The sequence below is a fragment of the Halorubrum aquaticum genome, from assembly GCF_900113615.1.
GTDB classification, from domain to species: domain Archaea; phylum Halobacteriota; class Halobacteria; order Halobacteriales; family Haloferacaceae; genus Halorubrum; species Halorubrum aquaticum.
This window is the reverse complement of the sequence record NZ_FOPZ01000005.1, coordinates 66777-88991: the sequence shown is the minus strand read 5'-3', so window position 1 is coordinate 88991 and position 22215 is coordinate 66777. Positions and strand designations below refer to the sequence as shown.

Annotated in this window: 29 protein-coding genes; 21 read left to right on the top strand and 8 right to left on the bottom strand. The window is 68.8% G+C overall.

Going from position 1 to position 22215, the window contains the following annotated elements:
* Nucleotides 1–235 precede the first annotated feature (235 nt).
* Both F3H10_RS06280 and F3H10_RS06275 read left to right on the top strand, forming a co-directional pair.
* Nucleotides 236–559 (top strand): DUF7344 domain-containing protein, encoded by a 324-nt coding sequence (locus tag F3H10_RS06280; protein ID WP_149783946.1) that lies wholly within the window; start codon nt 236–238, stop codon nt 557–559.
* 212 nt (nt 560–771) lie between these two features.
* A complete protein-coding gene (locus F3H10_RS06275) occupies nt 772–1056 on the top strand; it encodes an amphi-Trp domain-containing protein (RefSeq protein ID WP_149783945.1) in 285 nt (94 codons plus the stop codon).
* A 30-nt stretch (nt 1057–1086) separates the two neighbouring features.
* Here the strand turns inward: F3H10_RS06275 and F3H10_RS06270 are convergent, their stop codons facing one another.
* Nucleotides 1087–1683 carry a response regulator gene (locus F3H10_RS06270; protein ID WP_149783944.1) on the bottom strand — a complete coding sequence of 199 codons (597 nt, stop codon included), beginning with the start codon at nt 1681–1683 and terminating at the stop codon, nt 1087–1089.
* 229 nt (nt 1684–1912) lie between these two features.
* Between F3H10_RS06270 and pan2 the strand changes: the two genes are divergently transcribed.
* The 9 genes from pan2 to F3H10_RS06225 all read left to right on the top strand — a co-directional run bounded on the left by pan2 (nt 1913) and on the right by F3H10_RS06225 (nt 8621).
* Complete coding sequence (gene pan2 / locus F3H10_RS06265) at nt 1913–3136, top strand: proteasome-activating nucleotidase Pan2 (protein WP_149783943.1); 1224 nt, start codon at nt 1913–1915, stop codon at nt 3134–3136.
* Between the two features lie 300 nt (nt 3137–3436).
* On the top strand, nt 3437–3982 hold the full coding sequence (locus F3H10_RS06260; protein ID WP_149783942.1) for a pyruvoyl-dependent arginine decarboxylase: 546 nt from the start codon (nt 3437–3439) through the stop codon (nt 3980–3982).
* Nucleotides 3983–4035: 53 nt separating this feature from the next.
* Nucleotides 4036–5379 (top strand): FAD-dependent oxidoreductase, encoded by a 1344-nt coding sequence (locus F3H10_RS06255; RefSeq protein ID WP_149783941.1) that lies wholly within the window; start codon nt 4036–4038, stop codon nt 5377–5379.
* Nucleotides 5380–5439: 60 nt separating this feature from the next.
* Nucleotides 5440–5817 (top strand): DUF5811 family protein, encoded by a 378-nt coding sequence (locus F3H10_RS06250; protein WP_094534549.1) that lies wholly within the window; start codon nt 5440–5442, stop codon nt 5815–5817.
* 125 nt (nt 5818–5942) lie between these two features.
* The gene (locus F3H10_RS06245) at nt 5943–7058 is read left to right on the top strand and encodes a CNNM domain-containing protein (protein WP_149783940.1); all 1116 of its coding nucleotides are present in this window, start codon (nt 5943–5945) and stop codon (nt 7056–7058) included.
* A 230-nt stretch (nt 7059–7288) separates the two neighbouring features.
* Complete coding sequence (locus F3H10_RS06240) at nt 7289–7555, top strand: AbrB/MazE/SpoVT family DNA-binding domain-containing protein (RefSeq protein ID WP_149783939.1); 267 nt, start codon at nt 7289–7291, stop codon at nt 7553–7555.
* 3 nt (nt 7556–7558) lie between these two features.
* Nucleotides 7559–7912, top strand: a complete 354-nt coding sequence (locus F3H10_RS06235) for a type II toxin-antitoxin system PemK/MazF family toxin (protein ID WP_149783938.1) — start codon at nt 7559–7561, stop codon at nt 7910–7912.
* A gap of 126 nt (nt 7913–8038) precedes the next feature.
* Nucleotides 8039–8275 (top strand): hypothetical protein, encoded by a 237-nt coding sequence (locus F3H10_RS06230; RefSeq protein WP_149783937.1) that lies wholly within the window; start codon nt 8039–8041, stop codon nt 8273–8275.
* Nucleotides 8268–8621 carry a type II toxin-antitoxin system PemK/MazF family toxin gene (locus F3H10_RS06225; RefSeq protein WP_149783936.1) on the top strand — a complete coding sequence of 118 codons (354 nt, stop codon included), beginning with the start codon at nt 8268–8270 and terminating at the stop codon, nt 8619–8621. Before F3H10_RS06230 ends, F3H10_RS06225 begins: the two co-directional genes overlap by 8 nt.
* 1 nt (nt 8622) lies before the next feature.
* Here F3H10_RS06225 and F3H10_RS06220 read toward each other — a convergent pair whose 3' ends face one another.
* Both F3H10_RS06220 and F3H10_RS06215 read right to left on the bottom strand, forming a co-directional pair.
* Entirely contained in the window at nt 8623–8919 is a 297-nt protein-coding gene (locus F3H10_RS06220; RefSeq protein WP_149783935.1) for a chorismate mutase, read from the bottom strand.
* Nucleotides 8916–9860, bottom strand: coding sequence for a shikimate kinase (locus F3H10_RS06215; RefSeq protein ID WP_149783934.1), 945 nt, complete (start codon nt 9858–9860; stop codon nt 8916–8918). Before F3H10_RS06215 ends, F3H10_RS06220 begins: the two co-directional genes overlap by 4 nt.
* A gap of 119 nt (nt 9861–9979) precedes the next feature.
* Here F3H10_RS06215 and F3H10_RS06210 point away from each other — a divergent pair, with 119 nt between their 5' ends.
* Nucleotides 9980–10438, top strand: a complete 459-nt coding sequence (locus F3H10_RS06210) for a DUF5796 family protein (protein ID WP_149783933.1) — start codon at nt 9980–9982, stop codon at nt 10436–10438.
* Nucleotides 10439–10444: 6 nt separating this feature from the next.
* Nucleotides 10445–10684 (top strand): DUF7508 domain-containing protein, encoded by a 240-nt coding sequence (locus tag F3H10_RS06205; RefSeq protein ID WP_149783932.1) that lies wholly within the window; start codon nt 10445–10447, stop codon nt 10682–10684.
* Nucleotides 10685–10693: 9 nt separating this feature from the next.
* On the opposite strand, the gene F3H10_RS06200 is transcribed toward F3H10_RS06205, so the two are convergent.
* A complete protein-coding gene (locus F3H10_RS06200) occupies nt 10694–11563 on the bottom strand; it encodes a DUF7260 family protein (RefSeq protein ID WP_223174228.1) in 870 nt (289 codons plus the stop codon).
* Nucleotides 11564–11808: 245 nt separating this feature from the next.
* Here F3H10_RS06200 and F3H10_RS06195 point away from each other — a divergent pair, with 245 nt between their 5' ends.
* Genes F3H10_RS06195 through F3H10_RS06170 form a run of 6 tightly spaced genes read left to right on the top strand, consistent with a single transcriptional unit; the run spans nt 11809 to nt 17686 of the window.
* Nucleotides 11809–12837 carry a PstS family phosphate ABC transporter substrate-binding protein gene (locus F3H10_RS06195; protein WP_149783931.1) on the top strand — a complete coding sequence of 343 codons (1029 nt, stop codon included), beginning with the start codon at nt 11809–11811 and terminating at the stop codon, nt 12835–12837.
* A gap of 56 nt (nt 12838–12893) precedes the next feature.
* Nucleotides 12894–13868 (top strand): phosphate ABC transporter permease subunit PstC, encoded by a 975-nt coding sequence (gene pstC / locus F3H10_RS06190; protein ID WP_149783930.1) that lies wholly within the window; start codon nt 12894–12896, stop codon nt 13866–13868.
* Nucleotides 13868–15634 carry a phosphate ABC transporter permease PstA gene (gene pstA / locus F3H10_RS06185; RefSeq protein ID WP_149783929.1) on the top strand — a complete coding sequence of 589 codons (1767 nt, stop codon included), beginning with the start codon at nt 13868–13870 and terminating at the stop codon, nt 15632–15634. Before pstC ends, pstA begins: the two co-directional genes overlap by 1 nt.
* Nucleotide 15635: 1 nt before the next feature.
* Nucleotides 15636–16478 carry a phosphate ABC transporter ATP-binding protein PstB gene (gene pstB, locus F3H10_RS06180; protein WP_149783928.1) on the top strand — a complete coding sequence of 281 codons (843 nt, stop codon included), beginning with the start codon at nt 15636–15638 and terminating at the stop codon, nt 16476–16478.
* Complete coding sequence (gene phoU, locus F3H10_RS06175) at nt 16479–17183, top strand: phosphate signaling complex protein PhoU (protein ID WP_149783927.1); 705 nt, start codon at nt 16479–16481, stop codon at nt 17181–17183.
* 38 nt (nt 17184–17221) lie between these two features.
* On the top strand, nt 17222–17686 hold the full coding sequence (locus tag F3H10_RS06170; RefSeq protein WP_188127881.1) for an arsenate-mycothiol transferase ArsC: 465 nt from the start codon (nt 17222–17224) through the stop codon (nt 17684–17686).
* Between the two features lie 45 nt (nt 17687–17731).
* Here the strand turns inward: F3H10_RS06170 and F3H10_RS06165 are convergent, their stop codons facing one another.
* The 4 genes from F3H10_RS06165 to gatB form a co-directional block, all read right to left on the bottom strand.
* Entirely contained in the window at nt 17732–18157 is a 426-nt protein-coding gene (locus F3H10_RS06165) for an RDD family protein (RefSeq protein WP_149783926.1), read from the bottom strand.
* A gap of 145 nt (nt 18158–18302) precedes the next feature.
* The gene (locus F3H10_RS06160) at nt 18303–18800 is read right to left on the bottom strand and encodes a GNAT family N-acetyltransferase (protein WP_223174227.1); all 498 of its coding nucleotides are present in this window, start codon (nt 18798–18800) and stop codon (nt 18303–18305) included.
* Nucleotides 18801–18804: 4 nt separating this feature from the next.
* Nucleotides 18805–19032, bottom strand: coding sequence for a ubiquitin-like small modifier protein SAMP2 (samp2, locus tag F3H10_RS06155; RefSeq protein ID WP_149783925.1), 228 nt, complete (start codon nt 19030–19032; stop codon nt 18805–18807).
* A gap of 29 nt (nt 19033–19061) precedes the next feature.
* Complete coding sequence (gatB, locus tag F3H10_RS06150; RefSeq protein WP_149783924.1) at nt 19062–20549, bottom strand: Asp-tRNA(Asn)/Glu-tRNA(Gln) amidotransferase subunit GatB; 1488 nt, start codon at nt 20547–20549, stop codon at nt 19062–19064.
* A 224-nt stretch (nt 20550–20773) separates the two neighbouring features.
* On the opposite strand from gatB, the gene F3H10_RS06145 reads away from it, so the two are divergent.
* Entirely contained in the window at nt 20774–21469 is a 696-nt protein-coding gene (locus F3H10_RS06145; protein WP_149783923.1) for a phosphoribosyltransferase, read from the top strand.
* A 3-nt stretch (nt 21470–21472) separates the two neighbouring features.
* Nucleotides 21473–22201, top strand: coding sequence for an HD domain-containing protein (locus F3H10_RS06140; RefSeq protein WP_149783922.1), 729 nt, complete (start codon nt 21473–21475; stop codon nt 22199–22201).
* Nucleotides 22202–22215: the final 14 nt, after the last annotated feature.

The following is a 22215-nucleotide window of genomic DNA, read 5'->3' as shown; positions in this document are numbered from 1 at the left end:
TCGATGGGACTCGGCTCCAGCGGCGAGGGACGAGCGATCCGGAGGGCCGGAGTTCCGCCACGGGACGCGTAACTTCCGATAGCGATGTCGCATTCGAAAAAAAAAACGAAACCGCCAGAGGAAGGAGGTGTGTGACGATCGGAGTAAACGACCCACGTTATCCGTCCACGAGCGAATGATCACGTATCCATGTTCCTTCGAGCGAGTGTCCCGTCCGAACATGGTGGGACAACTAATGCAATCAAACACACAGGCCGTCTCGACCGAAACACTTCTCCGAGTCGTCGCGGACCCGAAGCGTCGAGCGATACTCCGCCACCTGAACCGGACCGATAGCCGCGCAGTCGACGTCGACGCTCTCACGGCGGCACTCGAATCGCACGGACGACCGATCGACGCCGAGGACGACCGGACGGCCATCGAACTGCGCCACACGCATCTGCCGATGCTGGCGGACGCGGACGTGATCGAGTACGACCGGGGGCGCGATTACGTCGCCTACCGCGGCGACGACCGGACCGAAGCGCTTCTGACGTTCGTCTCCGAGCGGCTGGAGTGAGTCGGATCCGCCGGCGGCGCGTCGGCGTACAACGGGTAGGCGACGGGGAGTCCGTCGCCGCTCATCGGCGGCTCGACCGTCCGGATGCTCGTCCGCGACGCCCGCGCCGGCGTCCGGACCGTCGCCGAGGACGGACGGTTCGTGTGTGGGCCCCGCCTCGGCGACCTGACACGGCGCATACGTTTATCCGGCAACGTCGCCTATGGGGAGACATGCCCGAGGAAGTCCTCTTCGAGTCGGAGAGCCGACGGAGCCGCGAGGAGATCGCCGCGTATCTCCGGACCGTCGCGGACTCGCTCGACGCCGGCAACGCGATCACGCTCACCCGCGGCGAGCAGTCGGTGACGATGGCGCCGCCCGCGCGGCCGACCTTCGAGGTGAAAGCCGAGCGGGAGGGGCCGGCCGAGGGTCCCGGCGAGTTGAGCGTCGAGTTCGAACTCGAGTGGGACGAAGGGGACGCCGGTGGCGAGGGAGGGAACGAACTCGAGATCGAGTAGCGTCGGAGAAGGTGCGGTTCGGTCGCTCCGTCAGGGGACGTTCGTCGAGATCTCGGCGAAGGCGTCCTTCGCCGAGAGTCGGTCGAGCGTCTCGTCGACCTCCGCGCGGACGGCCTCCATCCGCTCGACGAGTTCGTCGTACTCCTCGGTGTTCGTCGTTCCCGAGGCCTCCAGTGCGGCCTTCTTCGAGGCGAGCGCGAAGAAGCGCTGGCTCCGCTCGTCGAAGGCGGCGCGCTCCAAGAGCACCTCCACGAGCGCGACGAGGTCGTCGCGGGTGACGGGTTTGGTCTTGTAGTCGTCGAACGGCATGTCGACGATGTCGACGTCGGGCTCGACCGCGGTCAGCATCGCGATCCGGGCGTCGTATCCCGCCGCCCGGATCTCGGAGAGCACCTCGTGGCCGGAGAGGTCCGGCATCCGCCGGTCGAGTAACACCACGTCGACGTCGTCGTCCATCTCCGCGAGCGCCTCCTCGCCGCTCGTGGCGAGTCGGACGTCGTAGCGTCCGTCGAGGTACACGCGATACAGCTCGGCGAGGTCGGGCTCGTCGTCGACGGCGAGGACGGTGGGGACGGTGGGGACGCGTTCGTCGGTGGTGGGCCCGTCGTCGGACGCTCCGTCGGTCATGGTCGAACGGGCGCGTCGAGGCGATCCCGCTCCGTCCCCGTCGACGCGGCGCGCTGTGAAACGGTTCGTCCGCTCATGTCCGCCGATACGAACCAGAGAGACATAAAACCCGCCGGGCTGATATCTTTTCTGATAATTGGACTCGTGGTCGGAAAACCCTCTCGGCGCGGCCGTCGAACCGCCGTGACCCAAAGGCACATTTACGCGCGTACCATATCGGGGACAACGAATGTCTCATAGCCCCTCACTGCCGGACCGCCCCCGTCTCGAGCTCGATCCGGAGATGAGCGAGGCGGAACGGCTCGAGGCGATCCGGCAACACTACCGGCGGATCGTCCACGTGAACGACGAACTCGAGGACCGCCTCGAGGACGCGCAGGGACGCCGGGGCGACCTCAAAGCCGACGTCGACGAGCTGAAACGCGAGAACGAGGTGTTGAAGACCTCCTCTCTGTACATCGCGTCCGTCGAGGAGATCACCGACGAGGGCGTCGTCATCAAACAGCACGGCAACAACCAAGAGGTGTTGACGCAGGCGGCGACCCGGCTGGACGCCGACCTCCGTCCCGGCGACCGCGTCGCGATCAACGACTCCTTCGCGATCCAACAGACCCTCGACGACGAGACCGACTCGCGGGCGCAGGCGATGGAGGTCACGGAGTCGCCCGCGGTCGAGTACGCCGACATCGGCGGGATCGACGAACAGATCCGCGAGGTTCGCGAGGCCGTCGAGGACCCCCTGGAGAACCCCGAGCAGTTCGAGGCGGTCGGCGTCGAACCGCCGAGCGGCGTCCTCCTTCACGGCCCGCCGGGGACCGGCAAGACGATGCTGGCGAAGGCGGTCGCCAACGAGTCGGACGCCACGTTCATCAAGATGGCCGGCTCCGAACTGGTGCGGAAGTTCATCGGCGAGGGCTCGCGGCTCGTCCGCGACCTCTTCGAGCTCGCCGCCGAGCGGGAGCCCGCGGTGATCTTCATCGACGAGATCGACGCGGTCGCATCCAAGCGGACGGACTCGAAGACCTCGGGCGACGCCGAGGTCCAGCGGACGATGATGCAGCTGCTCTCGGAGATGGACGGCTTCGACGAGCGCGGGGAGATCCGCATCATCGCCGCCACCAACCGCTTCGACATGCTCGACGAGGCCATCCTCCGGCCCGGCCGCTTCGACCGGCTCATCGAGGTGCCGGAGCCCGATACCGAGGGCCGGGCCCGCATTCTGGAGATCCACACCCAGGAGATGAACGTCGCCGACGACGTCGACGTGAGCGAGGTCGCGGCGGACCTGGAGGGCTACAGCGGTGCGGACATCGCCTCGATCGCGACCGAAGCCGGGATGTTCGCGATCCGCGACGACCGCACCGAGGTGGTCCAGGCCGACTTCGAGCGAGCCCGCGACAAGCTCCACGACGCCGAGGGTACCGACGAGCAGGTCATCAACTACCAGTACTGAGCGGCGGCCGGTTTTCGGGCGGTCGTTTTTGAGGTACCAACCGTTCGTTCGTGTGGAATTGCTGCCGTTGACGCGGAGAACGCCTCCAAAGCCCCAGCCGCCCCGCATCTCACGCCTCCCCAACCTCGTCACCGGCGCTTCGCGCCGGTTGCCAGAGGCGCGGAGCGCCTCGCTGCCGCTCACGCTTTCCAAGCGTTCGCGGCGTCCCTCGCGGGCTCCTCGCGCCCTCCGGGCACTCGGAGGCGCGCCACCGCGGTCGGTTCGTAACACCTTCCATCGAGCGTCGTCGACTCCACGTCGATGAACACCATCCACGTCGCCGGCGGCGTCGGCGTCGCCGACACGGCGATGGCCTCCTACGACGCCGCGCTGGCGGACGCGAACCTCCACAACTACAACCTCGTCGCCGTCTCCTCGGTGGTCCCCGCGGAGGCGACCGTGAAGCGCGTGGAGAGAGCGCCGGACCTCGGCCCGGCGGGGAACGCCCTCACCGTCGTGGAGGCGCGCCGGACGGTCGGACCGGGCGACGAGGTCGACTTTCGTGAAGGCGGACGGGCGGGCGCGGAGGAGGCCGCCGACAAGCGCGCGCCCCGACGCCGACCGGACGTCGCCGCGGGACTCGGCTGGGCGACCGGACCCGGCCCGGGGATCTTCTACGAGGTGACCGGCGAGGACCCCGAGGCGGTCCGCGACCGGATCCACGCGGGGCTGGACGCCGGGTCGTCGCTTCGCGACTGGGACCTGCCCGACCGCGAGACCCGCGTCGAGACCGCGACGGCCGAGCCCGGCCGGTACACCACGGCGGTCACCGTCGCGGCGTACGGCGAGTCCGAGCCGATCCTCTGAGGCCCACCAAGATTGATTGGCGTCGACCCGGTATCCGACTACGACGAGAATCGATGGTGCTCGAGAAGGTGACGCGGTACGACCGGGATCGGGCGTCGACGCTCGGGAGCCGGGCGGTCGTCCTCGGCGGGAGCGTGGCCGGGTTGTGTGCGGCGCGCGTGCTCGCGGACGCCTTCGAGGAGGTGGTCGTGATCGAGCGGGACCGGATCCCGGAGACCCCGAGTCCCCGCGACGGCGCGCCACAGACGCGTCACCCGCACGCCATGCTGGAGGCCGGCCGGGCGACGATCGAGGACCTGTTTCCCGGCTTCGGCGAGCGCCTCCTCGAGGCGGGCGGGCTGCTTCTCGACGCCTCCCGCGAGATGCGCTACTACGACGGCGGCGACTTCCTCGCGGACCCGCCCGAGCGACTCCCGATGTACTGTGCGAGCCGGGCGCTCTTCGAGCACGCGATCCGTGAGGGGATCGAGCGGCTACCGTCGGTCACGCAGCGCGGGGACCGTGTGTTCACGAGCTACGAGACCGACGACGACGGGAGCGTCGCGGGCGTCGAGTTCCGCGACGATCGAGGAGGGGTGACGACCCTCCCGGCGGACCTCGTCGTCGACGCGACCGGCCGCGCAAGCCGAACCTCCTCGTGGCTCGAGGCGAACGGGTACGAGCCGCCTCCGACCGAGTCGGTCGAGGTCGACGTGACCTACAGCACGATCCGGGTCGAACGCCCCGGATCGGCGCGACACACGCTCGTCGTCCCGCCGGACCCGCCGCGGACGCGCGGGGCCGCCGCGATCCCGATCGAGGGCGGCCGCTGGGAGGTGATCCTCCAGGGCGTCCACGGCGACGACGCGCCGACGGATCCCGAAGCACTCGTCGCCTTCGCCGAGAGCTTCCCCGTCCCGGAGGTCGCCGAACTCGTCCGCGATCGCGAGTGGACCGAGGAGGGGGTCCACCACTACCCGTTCCCCTCGAGCGTGCGCCGCCGGTACGACCGGCTCGATCGGTTCCCCGACGGGCTGGTCGTCACCGGCGACGCGATCGCGAGCTTCAACCCGATCTACGGGCAGGGGATGTCCGTGGCGGCGCTGGACGCGTTGGCGCTTCACCACGCGCTCGCGACCGGCGGGCTCGACGACCTGGCTCCGCGGTTCTTCGACCGCACGGCGGGGATCGTCGAGGCCGTCTGGCGGGTCGCCGTCGGGGCCGACTTCGCGTTCGAGGCGACCGCGGGGCCGAAGCCGACCGGGACCGACGCGTTCAACCGGTACGTCGATCGACTCGTCTCGACGGCACACGACGACGGACGGGTGACGGACGCCTACTACCGCGTGTTCCGGCTCGAACGGGAGCCGACCTCGCTGCTGCGGCCGGGCGTGCTGTGGCGCGTGTTGGCCCCATGAGGGGGGATCGCCGTCGCCGACGCCTTTTTGACTCGGGTCCGCGTACACCGGGTGTCTTCGATGAACGGCAATAACCCGTACGCCGGACCGCCGGGCGTGACCGACGCGGGCGAACCCGCACCGGTCGACCTCTCCCCGGAACAGGAACGGCGACTCAGGCGGACGGTGGCGGGGATCGTCTCCCGCACCGAATCGTATCTCCCGGACGGCTACGCGGTCGGATCGGAGCTCTCGGTCGGAACCGACGGGCCCCAGGCGACCGTCGCCGTCAATCCGCCGGCCGGCCACCCCGTCACCGCGGGGTTCACCCCGGACCTCGACGAGCTCGAGGCCGGGATCGCCGACTCCGACGCCGACGAGGTCGCTCGCGGACTGGCCGCGAGCGCCGCGATCCAGGTCATGGACGCCGTCGGCGACGTGACGCCGACCGCGAAGTGACGCCGTCGGCGACGTGACTCGGTCGACGATGACTCCGACGTAGTCGCGACGCTGCCACGGGACGGGACGGAGCCGGACGAGATCGACGGAAAAGGTCTTGGGACCGCTCGAGAGATCCTCGACGCGTGAACGGACTCGAGATCGGCCTCCGACTGCTCGCCGGGATCCTGCTCATCCTGGCCAACGGCTTCTTCGTCGCGATCGAGTTCGCGCTGACCCGCGTCCGGCAGTACCCCGAGTCGGCGTTCGACACGCCGGGACTGCGACGGGCCTGGGAGATGACCGAGGACCTCGAGATCTACCTCACGAGCTGTCAGGTCGGGATCTCCGCGACGAGCATCGCCGTCGGGATCGTCGCGGAGCCGGCGCTGGCGACGCTGATCGAACCGGTCTTCGAGAACACGCTTCTGGCGTCGATAGGGGCCGGCGGGATCGTCGGCTTCCTCATCATCAACCTGCTCCATTTGACGCACGGCGAGCAGACGCCGACGTACCTCGGCGTGGAGCGGACGAAGTTCGTCGCCCGCTACGGCGCGACGCCGCTGTACTGGTTCGCGAAACTCATCTCCCCGATGATCGCGATCGGCGACGGCGTCGCCAAGTGGACGCTCGGCCTCTTCGGGGTCGAGATGACCGGCGCGTGGCTCGAGGCCGAGTCCGACCGGATCGAGTCGCGGGCGGAGCTCAGACATCGGCTCGGCTCCGTCCTCGATCGAGGTGGCCTCCCGGAGGAGCGAAAGACCGAGATACTCAACGCGCTCACCGTCGGCGAGCGTCCCGTGAGCGAGGTGATGACCCCCCGCGACGAGGTCGTGTTCCTCTCGACGACCGCGTCCGTCGAGGAGAACCTCGACCGGATCGGCGGGAGCCCGCACACGCGGTTCCCGCTGATCGGCGACGACCCGACCGACTTCCGCGGGATCGTCTACGTGCCCGCGGTCGTCGACCGGATCGACGCCCTGCGGGAGGCCACGGCGAGCCTCGAGGACGTCGCCGCGGAACCGATGACGATCCGCGAGGACACGCCGATAAGCGAGGTCGTGGACCGGTTCCAGGAGGAACACCAGGAGCTCGCGCTCGTGTGTGGCGGCGAGGGTAGCGACGAGGGTGACGGCGAGGGCGAGAACGTCGTGGGACTGGTGACCGCGACCGACGCCCTCGAGGCGGTGATGGGCGAGATCGAGGACCCGCTCGACGTCGCGTTGGGTGGGCGACCGAACCGGGAGGGGTCGACTGCGTGACTCTCAGAAGTCGATGCCACTCGGCGCGTGAGCACGCCGAGCGCGACCACACGAGCGTCGGTTACGGAGACCATACGGGTGGATACGGCCGTTCCACTCAAAAGAGTCAGTGGCCGTGAGGGAGTTACATCGCACCCTGAACGAAAGTTACGCATGTCGCCGGAGGCCCGTCCCCTCTCAGCTCATCTCCGAACGAAACGCATATGGATATGAATATGATATGAATAGGTATGGTCCGGAGCGAGGAACGTAAGGTCGGTGAACGGGGGCAAGTCACCCTCCCGAAAGAACTGAGAGAGAAACTGGGTATCCACGGCGGGGACGAGGTACTGGTTCACGAAGAGGACGGGAAGATCACCATCGAAAAACCACTGTCGCGTGAGGAACTCGCTGAGGGGTACCGACGACGCGCAGCAGAATCCGAAACCCTCGCGGAGGAGATGGACGGTGTGTCTCGCGAGGCCGACGAGTACCTCGGTGACGTTCCCGAGTGGTAGTCGATGGACGTTCGCCGCGGAGACATCGTCATCGTCGAGCTTGACCCGACAGAGGGGTCAGAGCAACGAGGAACACGACCGTGTCTAGTCGTGCAAAACGACATCGGGAACGAGAACGCACCGACGACCATCGTCGTCCCGTTCACGACCTCGCGAGGAGACGAACTGTACCCGTTCGAGGTACTCGTCTCGGCTGCCGAGTCTCCGCTCCGAGAGGACTCGGTCGCTCTCTGTAGTCAGGTCCGTACGGTGTCCATCGAGCACCGTATTAACACCAGTCTCGGCTCCGTGCCGGCGTCCCGTATGGAGGAAGTCGACGAGGCACTCGAATACAGCCTCGGTCTGCGAGAACTCTAGCGACTCTCTCTTTGCTCCGCCTTGTTCAGGCAGCTGAAATCCTTAATAAATCCCGTACCCGCTACGGGGAAATCTGTGGGTAATAGTGGGTAACACATATCCGCGGTGGGTCCGTACCGTTCGTCGATGAAAGTCGACGCGACAGACCTCAAAACGAACGAGACGGACGACCGAGGTCGAGTCTACCTCGGCACCGAGTACGCGAACAAGCGCGTGACCGTCGCAGTCGTCGAGGTGGAGTCCGACCGGCCGGACGACGACGAGCTGGCAGCCGCCTATCGAGAGGCCTCCGAGAGCGCGGAGGCACTCGCCGAGGAGTGGAGCGAAGCCTCCGACGAAGCGTGGGAACGCCTCGATGAGTGACGGCACGGACGTGCGACGGGGCGACGTGGTTATCGTTCGATTCGACCCCGCCGAAGGACACGAGATGAAGAAGACGCGCCCGGCCGTGGTCGTTCAAAACGATATCGGAAACCGGAACTCCAGTACGACCATCGTCGCGCCCGTCACGGGGACCTACCGCGAGTATCCGTTCGAGGTGTTCGTCGAGGCGGACGGGTCACCGCTCGAAAAGGATTCGTCGATCCGGCTCGACCAGATTCGAACCGTCTCGGTTCCGGAACGGATCCACTCGGTCGTCGGTTCACTCGACGGACCTACGATGGCTGAAGTCGACGAGGCGTTACAGCTGAGTCTCGGCCTCGACTGAGCTACCGGCTCTCCCGCTGTTCGGCCTTGTTCAACTCGATCAGCAGCCTGAAGATCGCCTTCACGAGGTTCACGTCGACGTCGAACTGCTCGGCGTTCTCGCCGGCGCGGTCCATCACGCGGGCCTCCTGTGACTCGTCGGTGGTCGGGAGGTCCCGCTTCTCTTTCACCTGCGCGACCGTGTCGGCGACGTACGTCCGGCGGGCGATCAGTTCGACGATCTCTTGGTCGATGTCCTCGATCTCCCGGCGGAGTTCGTCGAGGCTCATCTCTTCGGGGTCGGATGTGTCAGTGCTCATGGTGAATCACCGGTGTACGCGCCGTCGTTTCGCGTCGTCGTCCGTCGAAGGGTTCCCGGTCGGTCGCCCCACGGCTCCGCGAGGGCGTCGAGGTCGGCGTCGGGGTCGGCCGCGTCCGCGACGGCGACGACGCTCGGGCCGGTCCCCGAAAGCGACACCCCCGACGCGCGGGGCATCGCCTCGACGGCGGGGTCCGTGTCGAAGCCGAGCGCGGCCGAGAAGGCGAGCCCGTTGACGGTCATCGCCTCCGTGTACCGCCCGTCCGCGGCCAGGTCGTCGACGAGGTCGGCCATCGGCGCGACGGCCGCACAGCGCTCGACGTCGGCGTCGGCGCTGTAGGCCCGCTCGGGAGGCGTCCAGACGAGGACGTCCCAGTCGACCGGGTCGCGGGCGCGGAGGCGGTCCTCGCCGTTGTCGGTGAGACAGACGCCGCCCAGCATCGAGGCGGCCGCGTCGTCGAACGCGCCGGTGACGGTGACGCCGGCCTCGCGGGCCGCGCGCACGCCGAGTCGACAGGCGTCGAGCCGGGTCACGTCGACGGCCGTCCCGCCGGTCTCCGGGTCGGAGGCCGCCGAGTCGGGAGCCGCCGGATCGCCGGCGTCGCCGACCGTCAACCCGAGCGCGTCGCAGGTCGCGAGGACGGTCGCGTTGGCGGCCGCGCTGGAGCTCTTGAGACCCGCCGCCAGCGGCACGTCGCTGTCGGTTCGGACGGTCCCGCCCTCGCCGTCGCCCCATCGCTCGGTCGCGAGCGCGACGCAGCGCTCGATGAGCGCCGTGTCGCCGTCGGGGTCCTCCGCGATGGTTCCCTCGACGGCGTCGGTTCCGGGGTCGAGATCGACGGTCGCGCGCGTCTCGACGTCGAGCCCGAAGGCCGCACCCGTCCCCGTCGCCAGGGCGTTCAACACGGTTCCCGCGCCGAGCGCGGCCGCCCGTCCCTCCATACACGCACTCGCGACGAGGGTCCTCAAAGGGTTAGCGGTCGCGGCGAGCCTGCGAGGGTACCGTCCCGTCGTCCCCCGCGAGCGCGGTCCTTTTCACGTCGGCGGCCGGAGCGACCGACATGTCCGCATCCGCACCCGGCGACGTCCCGCCGACCTCGATCGGCGTCGACCTCCGCGAGGAGGGCGTCGTCGTCGAGTACCTCGACGGTCGAACCACGCTGTACCGCGGCGTCCCCGAGTCCATGGAGGGGACGGTCACCGCCGGACCGGGCAAGGAGACGCACGTGCTCGTCACCGACCCGACCGAGACCGAGGGCGTGATGACGTACGTGAACGACTACAACACCGGCGAGGACATCCTCCGCGACTCCGGCGTCGGCCGCGTCGTGGTCGACTCCGACGAGACTGACGAGGTGTTCCCCGGCGTGATCGTCGGCCGCGAGGGCCAGCGCAACCGGGTGACCGCCGACCCGGAGGTCGCCGGCGGTCGGGTGTTCGTCTTCGTCGAGGACGGCTGGACCGAGGAGAGCTACGAGATCGTCGCGGGCCCCGAGGAGGGCCTCGACGCCCACCGCTGACCGACCGTGAGCCTCGCGAAACCCTGGCGCGACCTCGACCGTTCGACCGTCGGGAGCGCGCCGAACCGATACGGCCTCTACGAGCTCGGCGACGACGGGAAGGAGACCGTCGGGTTCGGGACGGGCGTCCTCCGCGACGAGCTGAAGGAGGCGCTCGCCTACGGCGACGCGACCCGCGTCCGATGGGAGACGGCCGACTCGGAGGCGCACGCCGAGCGGCTCCTCGCCGAACACGTCGAGGAGTGAGCGGCCTCCCTACGACGACTCGGCGTGGATCATCGCTCGCTCGACGTCGAGCCGAACCGACTCGATCCGGCCGCCGACCGCGGCGACGGCCGCGAGGACGGGATACGTGACCGGCAGTTCCCGGTAGAGGTACGCCTGTACGTCCGAGACGATCCCGGCGACGTTCGCCGACCGCTCCCCGTCGATCCGCTCCTCCTGCCGACGGGCCGCGATCTCGTCGCACGTCCCGGCGAGGACGTTCAACCGAGCGCGATACGCGTCGAGCGCGCCGAACCGCTCGGCCTCGAACTCCCGCCGTGAGACGGTCTCGACCTCCTCGACGATCGGGGAGAGGTCCTCGCGGGCGCGGGAGACCGACGACGACTCGGACTCGACGATCCCGACGAGTTCGTCCCGCCGCCGTATCGCCTCCGTCGTCTTCGCCAGAAGCGACGACCGGTACCGCTCGTGTAGCGTCGGCTCTCGGGTGAGCGCGAGCGCGAGCTCCGGGCCGAACTCCTCCGCGAGGCTGCGTTCGTACGTGTCGTTGTACTCCTCGTCGTAGTGGGGTACGGACATCACCGTCTCCTCGTAGGCGTTCCGGATCGCGACGAGTCCCGGACCGGTGGTTCCCGTCGTGCCCCGGAGCCGCGACGGATCCGGGGCCGCGGCGGTCACCGTCCCGGCTTCCGCGGCGGGTCCCGCTCCCGTCGTCGCCGTCGCCTCCGCGGAGATCCCTCGAACGCGCGACCGAAACGCCTCGAAGGCCTCCCGTTCGTCGACGGTCCGCCGGCGCTCGACGCGGAGGGCGTCGCGGGCGGCACACAGAAGGGACTCGGCGCTACGTAGTCGCTCCGCGCCGTCGGGATCGGAGCCGTTCCCGGGATCGATCGTCGCCATGTCTCCCGAGATACGTTGATCGGGCATAATCGATTATATGTGGCGTATATCGTCCGGTATAGAGGGCCATACGGCTATATATGGATCGTCGACTGGACGTCCCGTAGCCGGATCGTCGGCGTTCGGCGCGCCCTGAGTTCGAGATATATAGGTATCATAGTCATATATAGCACTATCGTTCACTACACCCCGTCGTATATTCCTCATAGCATCGTATTTACGTGGTCTTCGTCCACGATCCGGTGATGGCACCCAGCCAGAACCTGGAGGCGGAGGGAATCACGCGACGGAGATCGCTCGCGGCGCTCGCCGGTGCCGGTGCGTTGGCGCTCGCGGGTTGTACACAGAGCTCGGGGGACGGTGGCTCCGGCGGTGACGGTTCCGGCGACGGTTCTGGAGACGGCGGAGATTCGCTCTCCGGTTCGATCAACATCGCCGGATCGAGTACCGTGTTCCCGCTGATGAGCGCGGTCATGGAAGACTTCGCCGAGGAACACCCAGGCATCGACCCCACCATCAGCTCGACCGGCTCCGGCGGGGGCTTCTCCAACTACTTCTGTGTCGGCGAGACGGACTTCAACAACGCGAGTCGACCCATCCAGCCGGAGGAAGAACAGCTCTGTGCGGACAACGGCGTCGAGTACATCGAACTGATCGCGGCGACGGACGCGCTCACGGTCGTCGTCAACCCCGAGGCCGACTGGATCGACTCGCTCACGGTCGAGGAGCTCGCGACGATCTGGGAGTCCGACGCCGTCGAGACGTGGGACGAGGTCCGCAACGAGTTCCCGAACGAGGAGATCGAGCGGTACGGCGCCGCCGACACCTCCGGGACGTACGACTACTTCATCGAGTCCGTCCTCGGCGAGCGCGGTCACACCAGCGACTACCAGGCGACCGAACAGGACAACAACATCGCCACCGGCGTCGCGGGCAGCGAGTACGCGATCGGGTACTTCGGCTTCGCGTACTACTTCCAGAACCCCGACCAGCTCAAGGCGCTCGGGATCGACTCCGGCGACGGGCCCGTCGAGCCGAGCCTCGAAACGGCGTCCAACGGCGAGTACACACCCCTCTCCCGCCCGCTCTTCACCTACCCCTCGATGGAGTCGCTCGGGAACGAACACGTCGCCGAGTTCGCCCGCTACTTCGTCGAGCAGACGACGAACGAGGACCTCGTCGCCGGCGACGTGGGGTACGTCCCGGCGACCGAGGAGACCCAGGAGGAGCAGAGTCAAAAGCTCGAGGACGCGATCGAGCAGGCACAGGGGTAACTCCCCGTGATGAATCGGTGTATTGATTTACGACAGCGTGCGATACCCGACCGGTTGTGACAGATAGTACCGAAAGCCCCGATCTCCAGCGTCGGAGCGGGCTCAGACGGCTGAAGGAAGGAACCTACGGCGGCTTCTTCGCCGCGTGCGCGGCGGTCACCCTGCTCACGACGGTCGCGATCTTCGTGACCCTCCTGTCGGACGCGGTGGTGTTCTTCTCGGAGGTACCGATCGCCGAGTTCCTGACCAGCACCAACTGGAGCCCGAATCCGGCGGGCGGCGGGCAGTCGTTCGGCATCGTCCCCCTCCTGATCGGGACGATCGTGGTTACGGTCACGGCGGCGTTCATCGCGCTGCCGACCGGGACGTTGACCGCGATCTACCTCAGCGAGTACGCGACCCCGAACGCGCGCTCGATCCTCAAGCCGCTTTTGGAGATCCTCGCCGGCATCCCGACGGTCGTGTACGGCTACTTCGCGCTGGTGTACGTCACGCCGGCGCTGAAGGCGACCCTGTTTCCGGAGATAAGCACCTTCAACGCGTTGTCGGCGTCGATCATGGTCGGGATCATGACGATCCCGATGGTGTCGTCCATCTCCGAGGACGCGATGAGCGCAGTCCCCGACGACCTGCGGCAGGCCGGCTACGGCCTCGGCGCGACGAAGTTCGAGGTCTCGACCGGGATCGTCGTCCCCGCGTCGATCTCGGGGATCGCCTCCTCGTACATCCTCGCCGTCTCGCGCGCCATCGGCGAGACGATGATCGTCGTCGTCGCGATGGGCGCACAGGCGCGGATGCCGGCGGTCGGCGAGACGCTCTTCGGGATCCCGTATTTCAACCCGGCGGACGTGCTCTTGGACTCCGGGATGACGATCACCGTCGCGATGGTACAGATCGCGGGCGGCGACCTCACCGGCGGGACGATACCGTACGACTCGATGTTCGCGCTCGGACTCGCGCTGTTCGTGGTGACGCTCGTAATGAACGTACTCAGTGACATCATCGCGGAACGCTACCGGGAGGAGTACTGATGGCGACCGACGACTCGAACGCGGCCGGATTCGGTGAAGTCAGCCGAGTACGGGGGATCGCCTTCGAATACCTCTCGCTCGGCGCGAGCGTGGCGGGACTCGTCGCGCTCGGCGTCCTCTTGGTGTACGTCGCGATCGACGCCTTCGACCTGGCGAACGCGAGTCCCGAGTGGCTGTTGACGTACTTCCTGACCCTCGTCGTTCCGTTCCTCCTCTTCTGTCTGTACAGCGCCGGCGACCCGGCCGTGACCCGGCGGGTCGCCGGCGTGCTCGGCGGCGGCCTCGTCGTCGTCGCCGCGGCCTTCGCCGCCATCGAGGCGTTCGTCGTGACGATCCCGCGACTCAGTTGGCAGCTCGCGTACCTCTTCGTCGTCGTCGCGCCCACCACGGCGTACCTCGCGTACGTCGGCAGTCGGGGTCGCGTCGGGGCGGTCGGCTTCGGCCTGCTCGGTCGGCTCGTCGGCGGGGTCGCGATCGGGCTCGCCGTCGGGACCCTGTTCCTGGTGTTCGACGAACTGGTGTGGTTCCTCGCGTACACGCTCGGCGTCCTTCCGGCCGCGGCCCTGTACGCGTACGGCAGTCGGCGCGCCGCCAACCGGGCGGTGACGGCCGCGATCCCGGTCGGGCTCGTCGGGCTCGTCGCCGCGGTGTTCCTCCGTGGCGTCGTCGGGACGTACCCGTCGGATCTCATCATCTACCTCTGGACGCTCGCGGTCCCGATCGCGGCCGTCGGCGCGTTCCTCGTCGACGCCCGCGGGAGCCGGGTCGGGGCGGCCGTGGTCGGCGGCGTTCCGCTCGCGCTCGCGACCGCCGGCGGGTTCCTCGCCGGGAGCGTCGGGCTCCCCGGTCCGACCACGCTGATCGTGATCGCGTTGACGGGCGTGCCGACGGCGGTCTACGTCCACCGAGTGATCGACGGCGGGGACGGGGTGGTCGGCCTCGGACTCCCGCTCCTGATCGGCGGGGGCGTCCTCGTCGGCGCGCTCGTCGTCGAGGCGTGGGGCGTTCCCGCTCCGGACCCGTGGCTCGACCCGGGCTACGTCACCGAGGCGCCGTCACGGACCGCCGCCGAAGCGGGGCTGTATCCGGCGATCGTCGGCTCGGTGATCATCATCGCGCTCGTGGCGGTGCTGTCGTTCGTGCTCGGCGTCGGCACCTCCGTCTTCCTCGAGGAGTACACCGCCGGGAGCGGCGTCGTCGGGTCGCTGACGCGGCTGCTCCAGATCAACATCGCGAACCTGGCCGCCATCCCGTCGGTCGTCTACGGGCTGCTCGGATTGGGCCTGTTCGCGAACCTGCTCGGGTTCGGATACGGCACGGCGGTGACCGCGTCGTTGACGCTGTCGCTTCTCATCCTCCCGATCACGATCATCTCCGCACAGGAGGCGATCCGGTCGGTGCCGGACGACCTCCGGCGTGGGTCGGACGCGATGGGCGCGACGCGGTGGCAGACGACGAAGAACGTCGTCCTCCCCGAGGCGTTCCCCGGCATCCTGACGGGGACGATCCTCGCGCTCGGGCGGGCGATAGGCGAGACCGCGCCGCTCATCATGATCGGCGCGGCGACGACGGTGTTCAGCGCGCCGACCAGCCTCTTCAGCCGATTCAGCGCCATGCCGATGCAGATCTACGCGTGGGCCGGCTTCCCGCAGGCGGACTTCCGGTACGGCGTCGTCGCGGCCGGCGTGATCACGCTCCTGATCATCCTCGTCGGCATGAACGGAACGGCGATACTGCTTCGGAACCGCGCGGAGCGGGGGAACTAACATGAGTAACACATCATCCAACACGACGGGCGACGAATCGCTCATCACGACGGACGTAGAGACCGGATCGAACGGACGAACCGCGTCGTCCGAGCGGACGGCGGTCGCCGCGCGCGACCTGAACGTCTTCTACGGCGACGAGCAGGCGATAGACGACGTTTCGATCGAGATACCCGAGAAGCGGGTGACCGCGCTCATCGGTCCCTCCGGCTGTGGCAAGTCGACGTTCCTCCGGTGTATCAACCGGATGAACGACATGATCGAGGTCTGTCGGGTCGAGGGCGACGTGGAGTTCGGCGGCAAGAACGTCTACGACCCCGACGTGGACCCGGTCGCGCTCCGCCGGAAGATCGGGATGGTGTTCCAGAAGCCGAACCCCTTCCCGAAGTCGATCCGCGACAACGTCGCGTACGGCCTGAAGATCCAGGGATTCGACGGCGACGTCGACGAGCGCGTCGAGGAGTCGCTGAAGGGAGCCGCGCTGTGGGACGAGGTGAAGGACCAACTGGACTCGTCGGGACTCGACCTCTCGGGCGGCCAACAACAGCGGCTCTGTATCGCGCGGGCGATCGCGCCCGACCCCGAAGTGATCCTGATGGACGAGCCGACCTCGGCGCTCGACCCCGTCGCAGCCTCGAAGATCGAGGACCTGATCGACGACCTCGCCGAGGAGTACACCGTCATCATCGTCACGCACAACATGCAACAGGCCGCTCGCATCTCCGACCGGACCGCGGTGTTCCTCACCGGCGGGCGGCTCGTCGAGTACGACGACACGGCGAAGATCTTCGAGGACCCCGAAGAACAGCGCGTCGAGGACTACATCACGGGGAAGTTCGGATAGATGCCCCGAGAGAACTACCAACAGCGGCTCGAGGACCTCCGCGCGGAGGTCGTCTCGATGGGCGATCTCGTGTTGGAGCGGTACGACGCCGCGGTCGAGGCCGCCGAGACCGGCGACGACGACCTCGCTCGGGAGGTCATCGAGGGCGACTACGAGGTCAACGACCGCTACCTCGAACTCGAGGAGGAGTGTACGGAGCTGCTCGCGCTCCAACAGCCCGTCGCGAGCGACCTCCGGCTGGTGACGGCCTCCTTCAAGGTCATCACCGACCTCGAGCGCGTCGCCGACCTCGCGACCAACCTCGCGGGGTACGGCGGCGACGAGGGCGGGCTCCACCCCGCGGTCGACTTCCGCGAGATCGGCGACGAGGCGGGCGAGATGGTCGCCGACGCGGTGGCCGCCTACGAGGCGGGCGATCCCGACGCCTGCCGGGCGGTCGCCGCCCGGGACGACGACCTCGACGAGCGGTGCCGACAGGCCAGCGAGGCGGTCGTCCGCGACCTGCTCGAGGCCGACCGCGCACGCGTCGAGGCGAACCGGAGCGGCGAGTCGGACCCGGACTCCGAGGAGCTGGCCGGCGCACTCGACGAGGTCTCCCGCGCGCTGCTGGCGGTCCGCGACCTCGAGCGCGTGGGCGACCACGCGGTCAACATCGCGGCCCGCGCGCTGTACATGATCGAGAACGACGACGAGCTGATCTACTGAAAGCCCACCGAGTCGCCGGGAGGCGACTCCGATCCACCATGACGTCCACCGACACCGCGGACGACGGCCCGGAATCGAACGGCGACGGAGCCGAACCGACGACGCTCACGTTCATGTGCGTCCGGAACGCCGGCCGCAGCCAAATGGCGACCGCGTTCGCCGAACGCGAACGGAGCGAGCGCGGACTCGAGGGTCGGGTCGAGATCGTCACGGGCGGGACCGCCCCCGCGGACGCGGTCCACGACGTGGTCGTCGAGGCGCTCGCCGAGGTCGGCCTCGACGTGAACGGGCGTACCCCGCAGCACGTCTCGGAGGCGACGCTCGCGGAGTCCGACTTCGTCGCGACGATGGGGTGTTCGACCCTGGAGCTACCGGGCGTCGACACGGACGACTGGGACCTCGATGACCCCGGCGAGCGCCCGATCGAGGAGGTTCGACCGATCCGCGACGAGATCGAGCGGCGGGTGGTCGCCCTCTTCGACGAGCGGTTCGGGAAGCGGTAGGCGGTCGCGGCCGAGGTTCCCTTTCTCGCGACCGAGACCGATCGGCTACTCCCCGGACCGTACGACCCGCGTCCCCGCGAGGTGGTCGCCGACGCGTCGGTCGCCGTCCGTGAGGAGGACGACGACGGCCCCGACGAGGTAGAAGACCGCGCCGTCGACGACGCGGAGCAGGTTCCGGATGAACGCCGCCCGGATGCCACACGACGACCCGTCGCGTTCGAGGACGACGAGCCCGAGGAGCGCCTTCCCGGGCGTTCGTCCGAACGTTCCCTCGAAGGCGACGTAGTAGCCGAGGTACGCGACCGGGAGGACGAAGCGTCCCGCGAGGAGGGAGGTCCCGATCAGGAGGGAGAACGCGACTGCGGCGAGCCCGAGCAGCGTCGCGACGAGCAGCGCGTCGACGACCAGCGCACCCCCGCGCCGGAGGAGCAGTCCTGCGTTCGTGTCCGTTCCGAATCGGGGGCGTTCCATGGCGATCGGTCCCTCGGCTTGAGATAAAACGGATCGGTACGGGGCGAAACGGATCGCTACGGGGCGAGGTGGGACGAGAGGAGTCGAAACGGATCGCTACGGGACGACGTGGAAGGGTACGAGGCGAAACGGTGCGACCGAACCGTCACCCGCCGTTCGAGTCGGAACCGCCAACCGCCCGCCGGCCGCGGAGCCGACCTCCCTCGACCGGCTCGACCGCGAACCCGAGTTCCGCGTAGAACCCCCTCAGATCCGCGTCGAAGGTCGCGGTGACCGCATCGGCGTCGGGGTCCGCTCGCGCGTCCCGCACCGCACGAGCGACGAGCGCGGACCCGATCCCCCGACCGCGCCGCGCGCGGCGGACCGCGACCGCGTCGACGTGGCGTCGTCCCGGCTCCGGCCGGGTCACGACCAGCGCCCCGACCACGGATCCGGTCCGCTCGAAGCGGGCGACGAGGGCGTCCCCGTCGTCGATCCGGGCGGCGAGGTCGTCGGCGTCGGTCTCCAACATCGCCGCGTCGAGCACGCGGAGGACGTCGAGCCGGTCGCCGGCCGTCGCCCGCTCGATCGCGATCCGCTCCGGGACCGATGCGTGGTCGGCGGAGTTGCGGTCGGGAGCGTCGCGGTCGGCGGGGTCCGCCACGGCGTCACCCCTCGGCTTCGAGGTGGTCGTTCGATCCGCCCTGGATCAGCCGGAGCAGCCGAACGCGGTCGGCGTCGACGGGACGGTCGCCGGGAACGGGCGAGCCGTCGACGAGGACGGACGCCTCCTGCGGGTGAAAGCCCGCGGCGCGGATCAGGTCGGCGTAGGTCGCGCCGTCCTCGAGGACGCACTCGCGTTCCCCGCCGCCGACGACGTCGACGGTCACGTCCATGCGTTCGGTGTGTCGAGCGACTCCATCGACTACCCGTCCAGCCGCTCGCGGAGGAGCCCGTTCACCTGTCCGGGGTCGGCGCTCCCGCCGGTCGCCTGCATCACCTGGCCGACGAGGAAGTTGATCGCGCCCTCGTCGCCGTCATGGTAGTCGGCCACGGCGTCGGGGTTCTCTTCGATGGCGGCCTCGACCGCGGTCTCGACCTCGTCGCTTTCGGCCTTCCCGAGCCCCTCGCGCTCGATGACGCTCTCGGGGTCCTCGCCCTCGTCGAGCATCTCGCGGAGGACCACCTCCTCGGCGTTCTTCACGGTCAACTCCCCGGCGTCGACGAGTTCGACCAGGCGTGTGAACTCGTCGAGCCGGTCGGTCACGTCGGTGATCTCCATCTCGCGGTAGTTGAGCTCGCCGAGTAGGTTGTCGGCGACCCACGTCGCCGCCAGTTCCGGGTCGTACTCGCCGGCGACATCCTCGAAGAAGTCCGCGACCTCCTTCGTCGAGGTCAACTTCGAGGCCGCCTCGTCGTCGAGGCCGTACTCCGTACGGAACCGCTCTCGACGGGCGTCGGGCAGTTCGGGGATCGGGATCCGGTCCTTCCAGTCGGACACCTCCAGGGCGGGCAGGTCGGCCTCCCGGAAGTAGCGGTAGTCCTTCTCGGCCTCCTTCGAGCGCATCGAGACGGTGACGCCGCGGCCCTCGTCCCAGTGACGGGTCTCCTGTTCGATCTCGCGGCCGCGACGGAGCACGTTGCGCTGGCGGGTGATCTCGTAGGCGAGCGCCTTCTCCGCGCCCTTGTGACTCGAGATGTTCTTCACCTCGGCGCGGTTGGCGTCGGCCAGCACCGCCTCGGGGACCGACCCGTCCTCGGTCACCTCGTCGGCGTCGACGAGCGAGACGTTGGCGTCGACCCGCAGGCTGCCGTCCCGCGTCGCGTCGAAGACGCCGAGGTACTCCAGGACCTCCTCGAGCTTCGCGAGGAACGCGCGCGTCTCGGCGGGCGACCGGAAGTCGGGCTCGGTGACGACCTCCATCAGCGGGGTCCCCGCGCGGTTGTAGTTCACGAGCGTGTGCGTCGCCGACTCGATGGAGCCGCCCGCGTGCTGGATGCTCCCGGGGTCCTCCTCCAGGTGCGCGCGGGTGATCCCGATGGTGCGTCGCTCGCCGTCGACGGACACCTCGAGTTCGCCGTCCGCACAGATCGGCGCGTCGTACTGGGTGAGCTGGAAGTTCTTCGGCAGGTCGGGGTAGTAGTAGTTCTTCCGGTGGAACGTCGTCGTCTCGGGGATGTCGGCGTCGAGCGCCTTCCCGATCTTCACCGCGGCCTCGACGGCGGCCTCGTTGAGGACCGGCAGCGCGCCCGGCAGCCCGAGACAGGTCGGGCAGGTGCGCGTGTTCGGCTCCTCGTCGTCGGCCGGCTCCGTCGAACAGCCACAGAAGACCTTGGTGTCGGTCTCGAGCTGGACGTGGACCTCCAGCCCGATCACGACCGCCCGTTCCTCGCTCGCGGTCCGTGTGCTCATTAGCGGGTCGTTGCGGGCGGGCCACCTAAATCGTGTCGGCACGGGCGGACGCGAGGGATCGGCGGCGACGGGACGGATCCGCGGCGACGGGACGGATCCGCGGCGACGGAACGGATCGGCGGTGGCGGAACGGATCGGCTGCGACGGGACGACGCGTGTGGTCGGTGGCCGCGGGCGGCCGCGGTTCCACAAACCCTTATGCTCGCGCGGGCGACTCCCGACGTATGAGCGAGCTCCCGGACGACTTCGACTGCACCGTGACCAACTGGGAGTACATCTACGGGCTCTGTCGGAACGTCTCGAACGCGGTGAAACGCGCCGACTTCGAGCCGGACGTCGTCGTCGCGCTCGCCCGAGGGGGCTGGTTCGCCGGGCGCTGCACCTGCGACTTCCTCGGGCTCGACGACCTCACGAGCCTCAAGATGGAACACTACGTCGGCGCGGCCGACAAGAACGACGAGCCACAGATCCGCTACCCGATGCCGGAGGGCAGCGTCGAGGGCAAGGACGTGTTGATCATCGACGACATCGCCGACACCGGGGGGTCGATCCGCCGCGCCGAGGAGTACGTCGAGGAGCGCGACGCCGCCACGGTCCGCACCGCGACGCTCCAGCTGCTCGAGACCTCCGAGTTCGAGCCCGACTTCGTCGGCGAGCGCCTCGAGACGTGGACCTGGGTCGTCTACCCGTGGAACTTCATCGAGGACATGATCGACATCATCGAGGGCGCGATGGAGCGCGCGGACCCGACGACGTTCGACCGGGAGGCGGTCCGTCACCACCTCGAGGCCGACCACGGGGTCGGCCGCATCGAGATGGAGGTCGCCCAGCCGGGCCGGCTCGACGAGGTGCTCGCGGAGATGGAGCGCCGCGGCGTGGTCGAGGCGGTCGGCGAGGGGACCTGGGCGCTCGCGGAGTGAGCGATGGCCGCGGGGAACCCGGAGGACGCGGAGGACCCTGACGCCGCGGTCGACGCCGTTCTGGAGGCGTACGCGCTCAAGGACGAGGGACGGACCGGCTGGCAGCTCCGCGGCGTCGACGACCCGGAGTCGGTCGCGGCCCACGCGTGGGGGGTCGCGTACCTCGTGCTGGCGCTCGGCGACCGGTTTCGCGAGGACCTGCCCGGCGTCGACCTCGACCGCGCGCTCCGGCTCGCCGTCGTCCACGACGTCGCCGAGGCGGAGACGGGGGACGTGCCGACTCGAGCGGACTCGACGGCGAACCCGGTCGACCGCGGCGAGAAGGAGGCGACCGAACGCGCGGCCATGGCGGGGCTCGCCGGTCCGCTTCCCGACCGCGTCCGGGACGCCTGGGAGGAGTACGAGGCGCGCGAGACGCCGGAGGCGGTCCTCGTGAAGGAGTGTGACCTCCTCGACACCTGCCTCCAGGCGGTCGTCTACGAGCGGGAGGAACGCTACGATCCCGCGGACGGAACGCCGGAGACCTTCACGGAGTACGACGGGCTCGAGGAGTTCTTCGCGACGACGGAACCGCGGCTCCGCACCGACGCCGGACGCGCGCTCTTCGACCGACTCCGGGAGCGGTATCGGGAGGTCAGGACCGACCAGCCCGCGCCGGAGGCGACCGACTCGGAGCGGGTCGATCCCGAGCGAGTCGATTCCGGGGAGGTCGACCCCGACGGCGCGGAATAGGAAGTCAATTAACT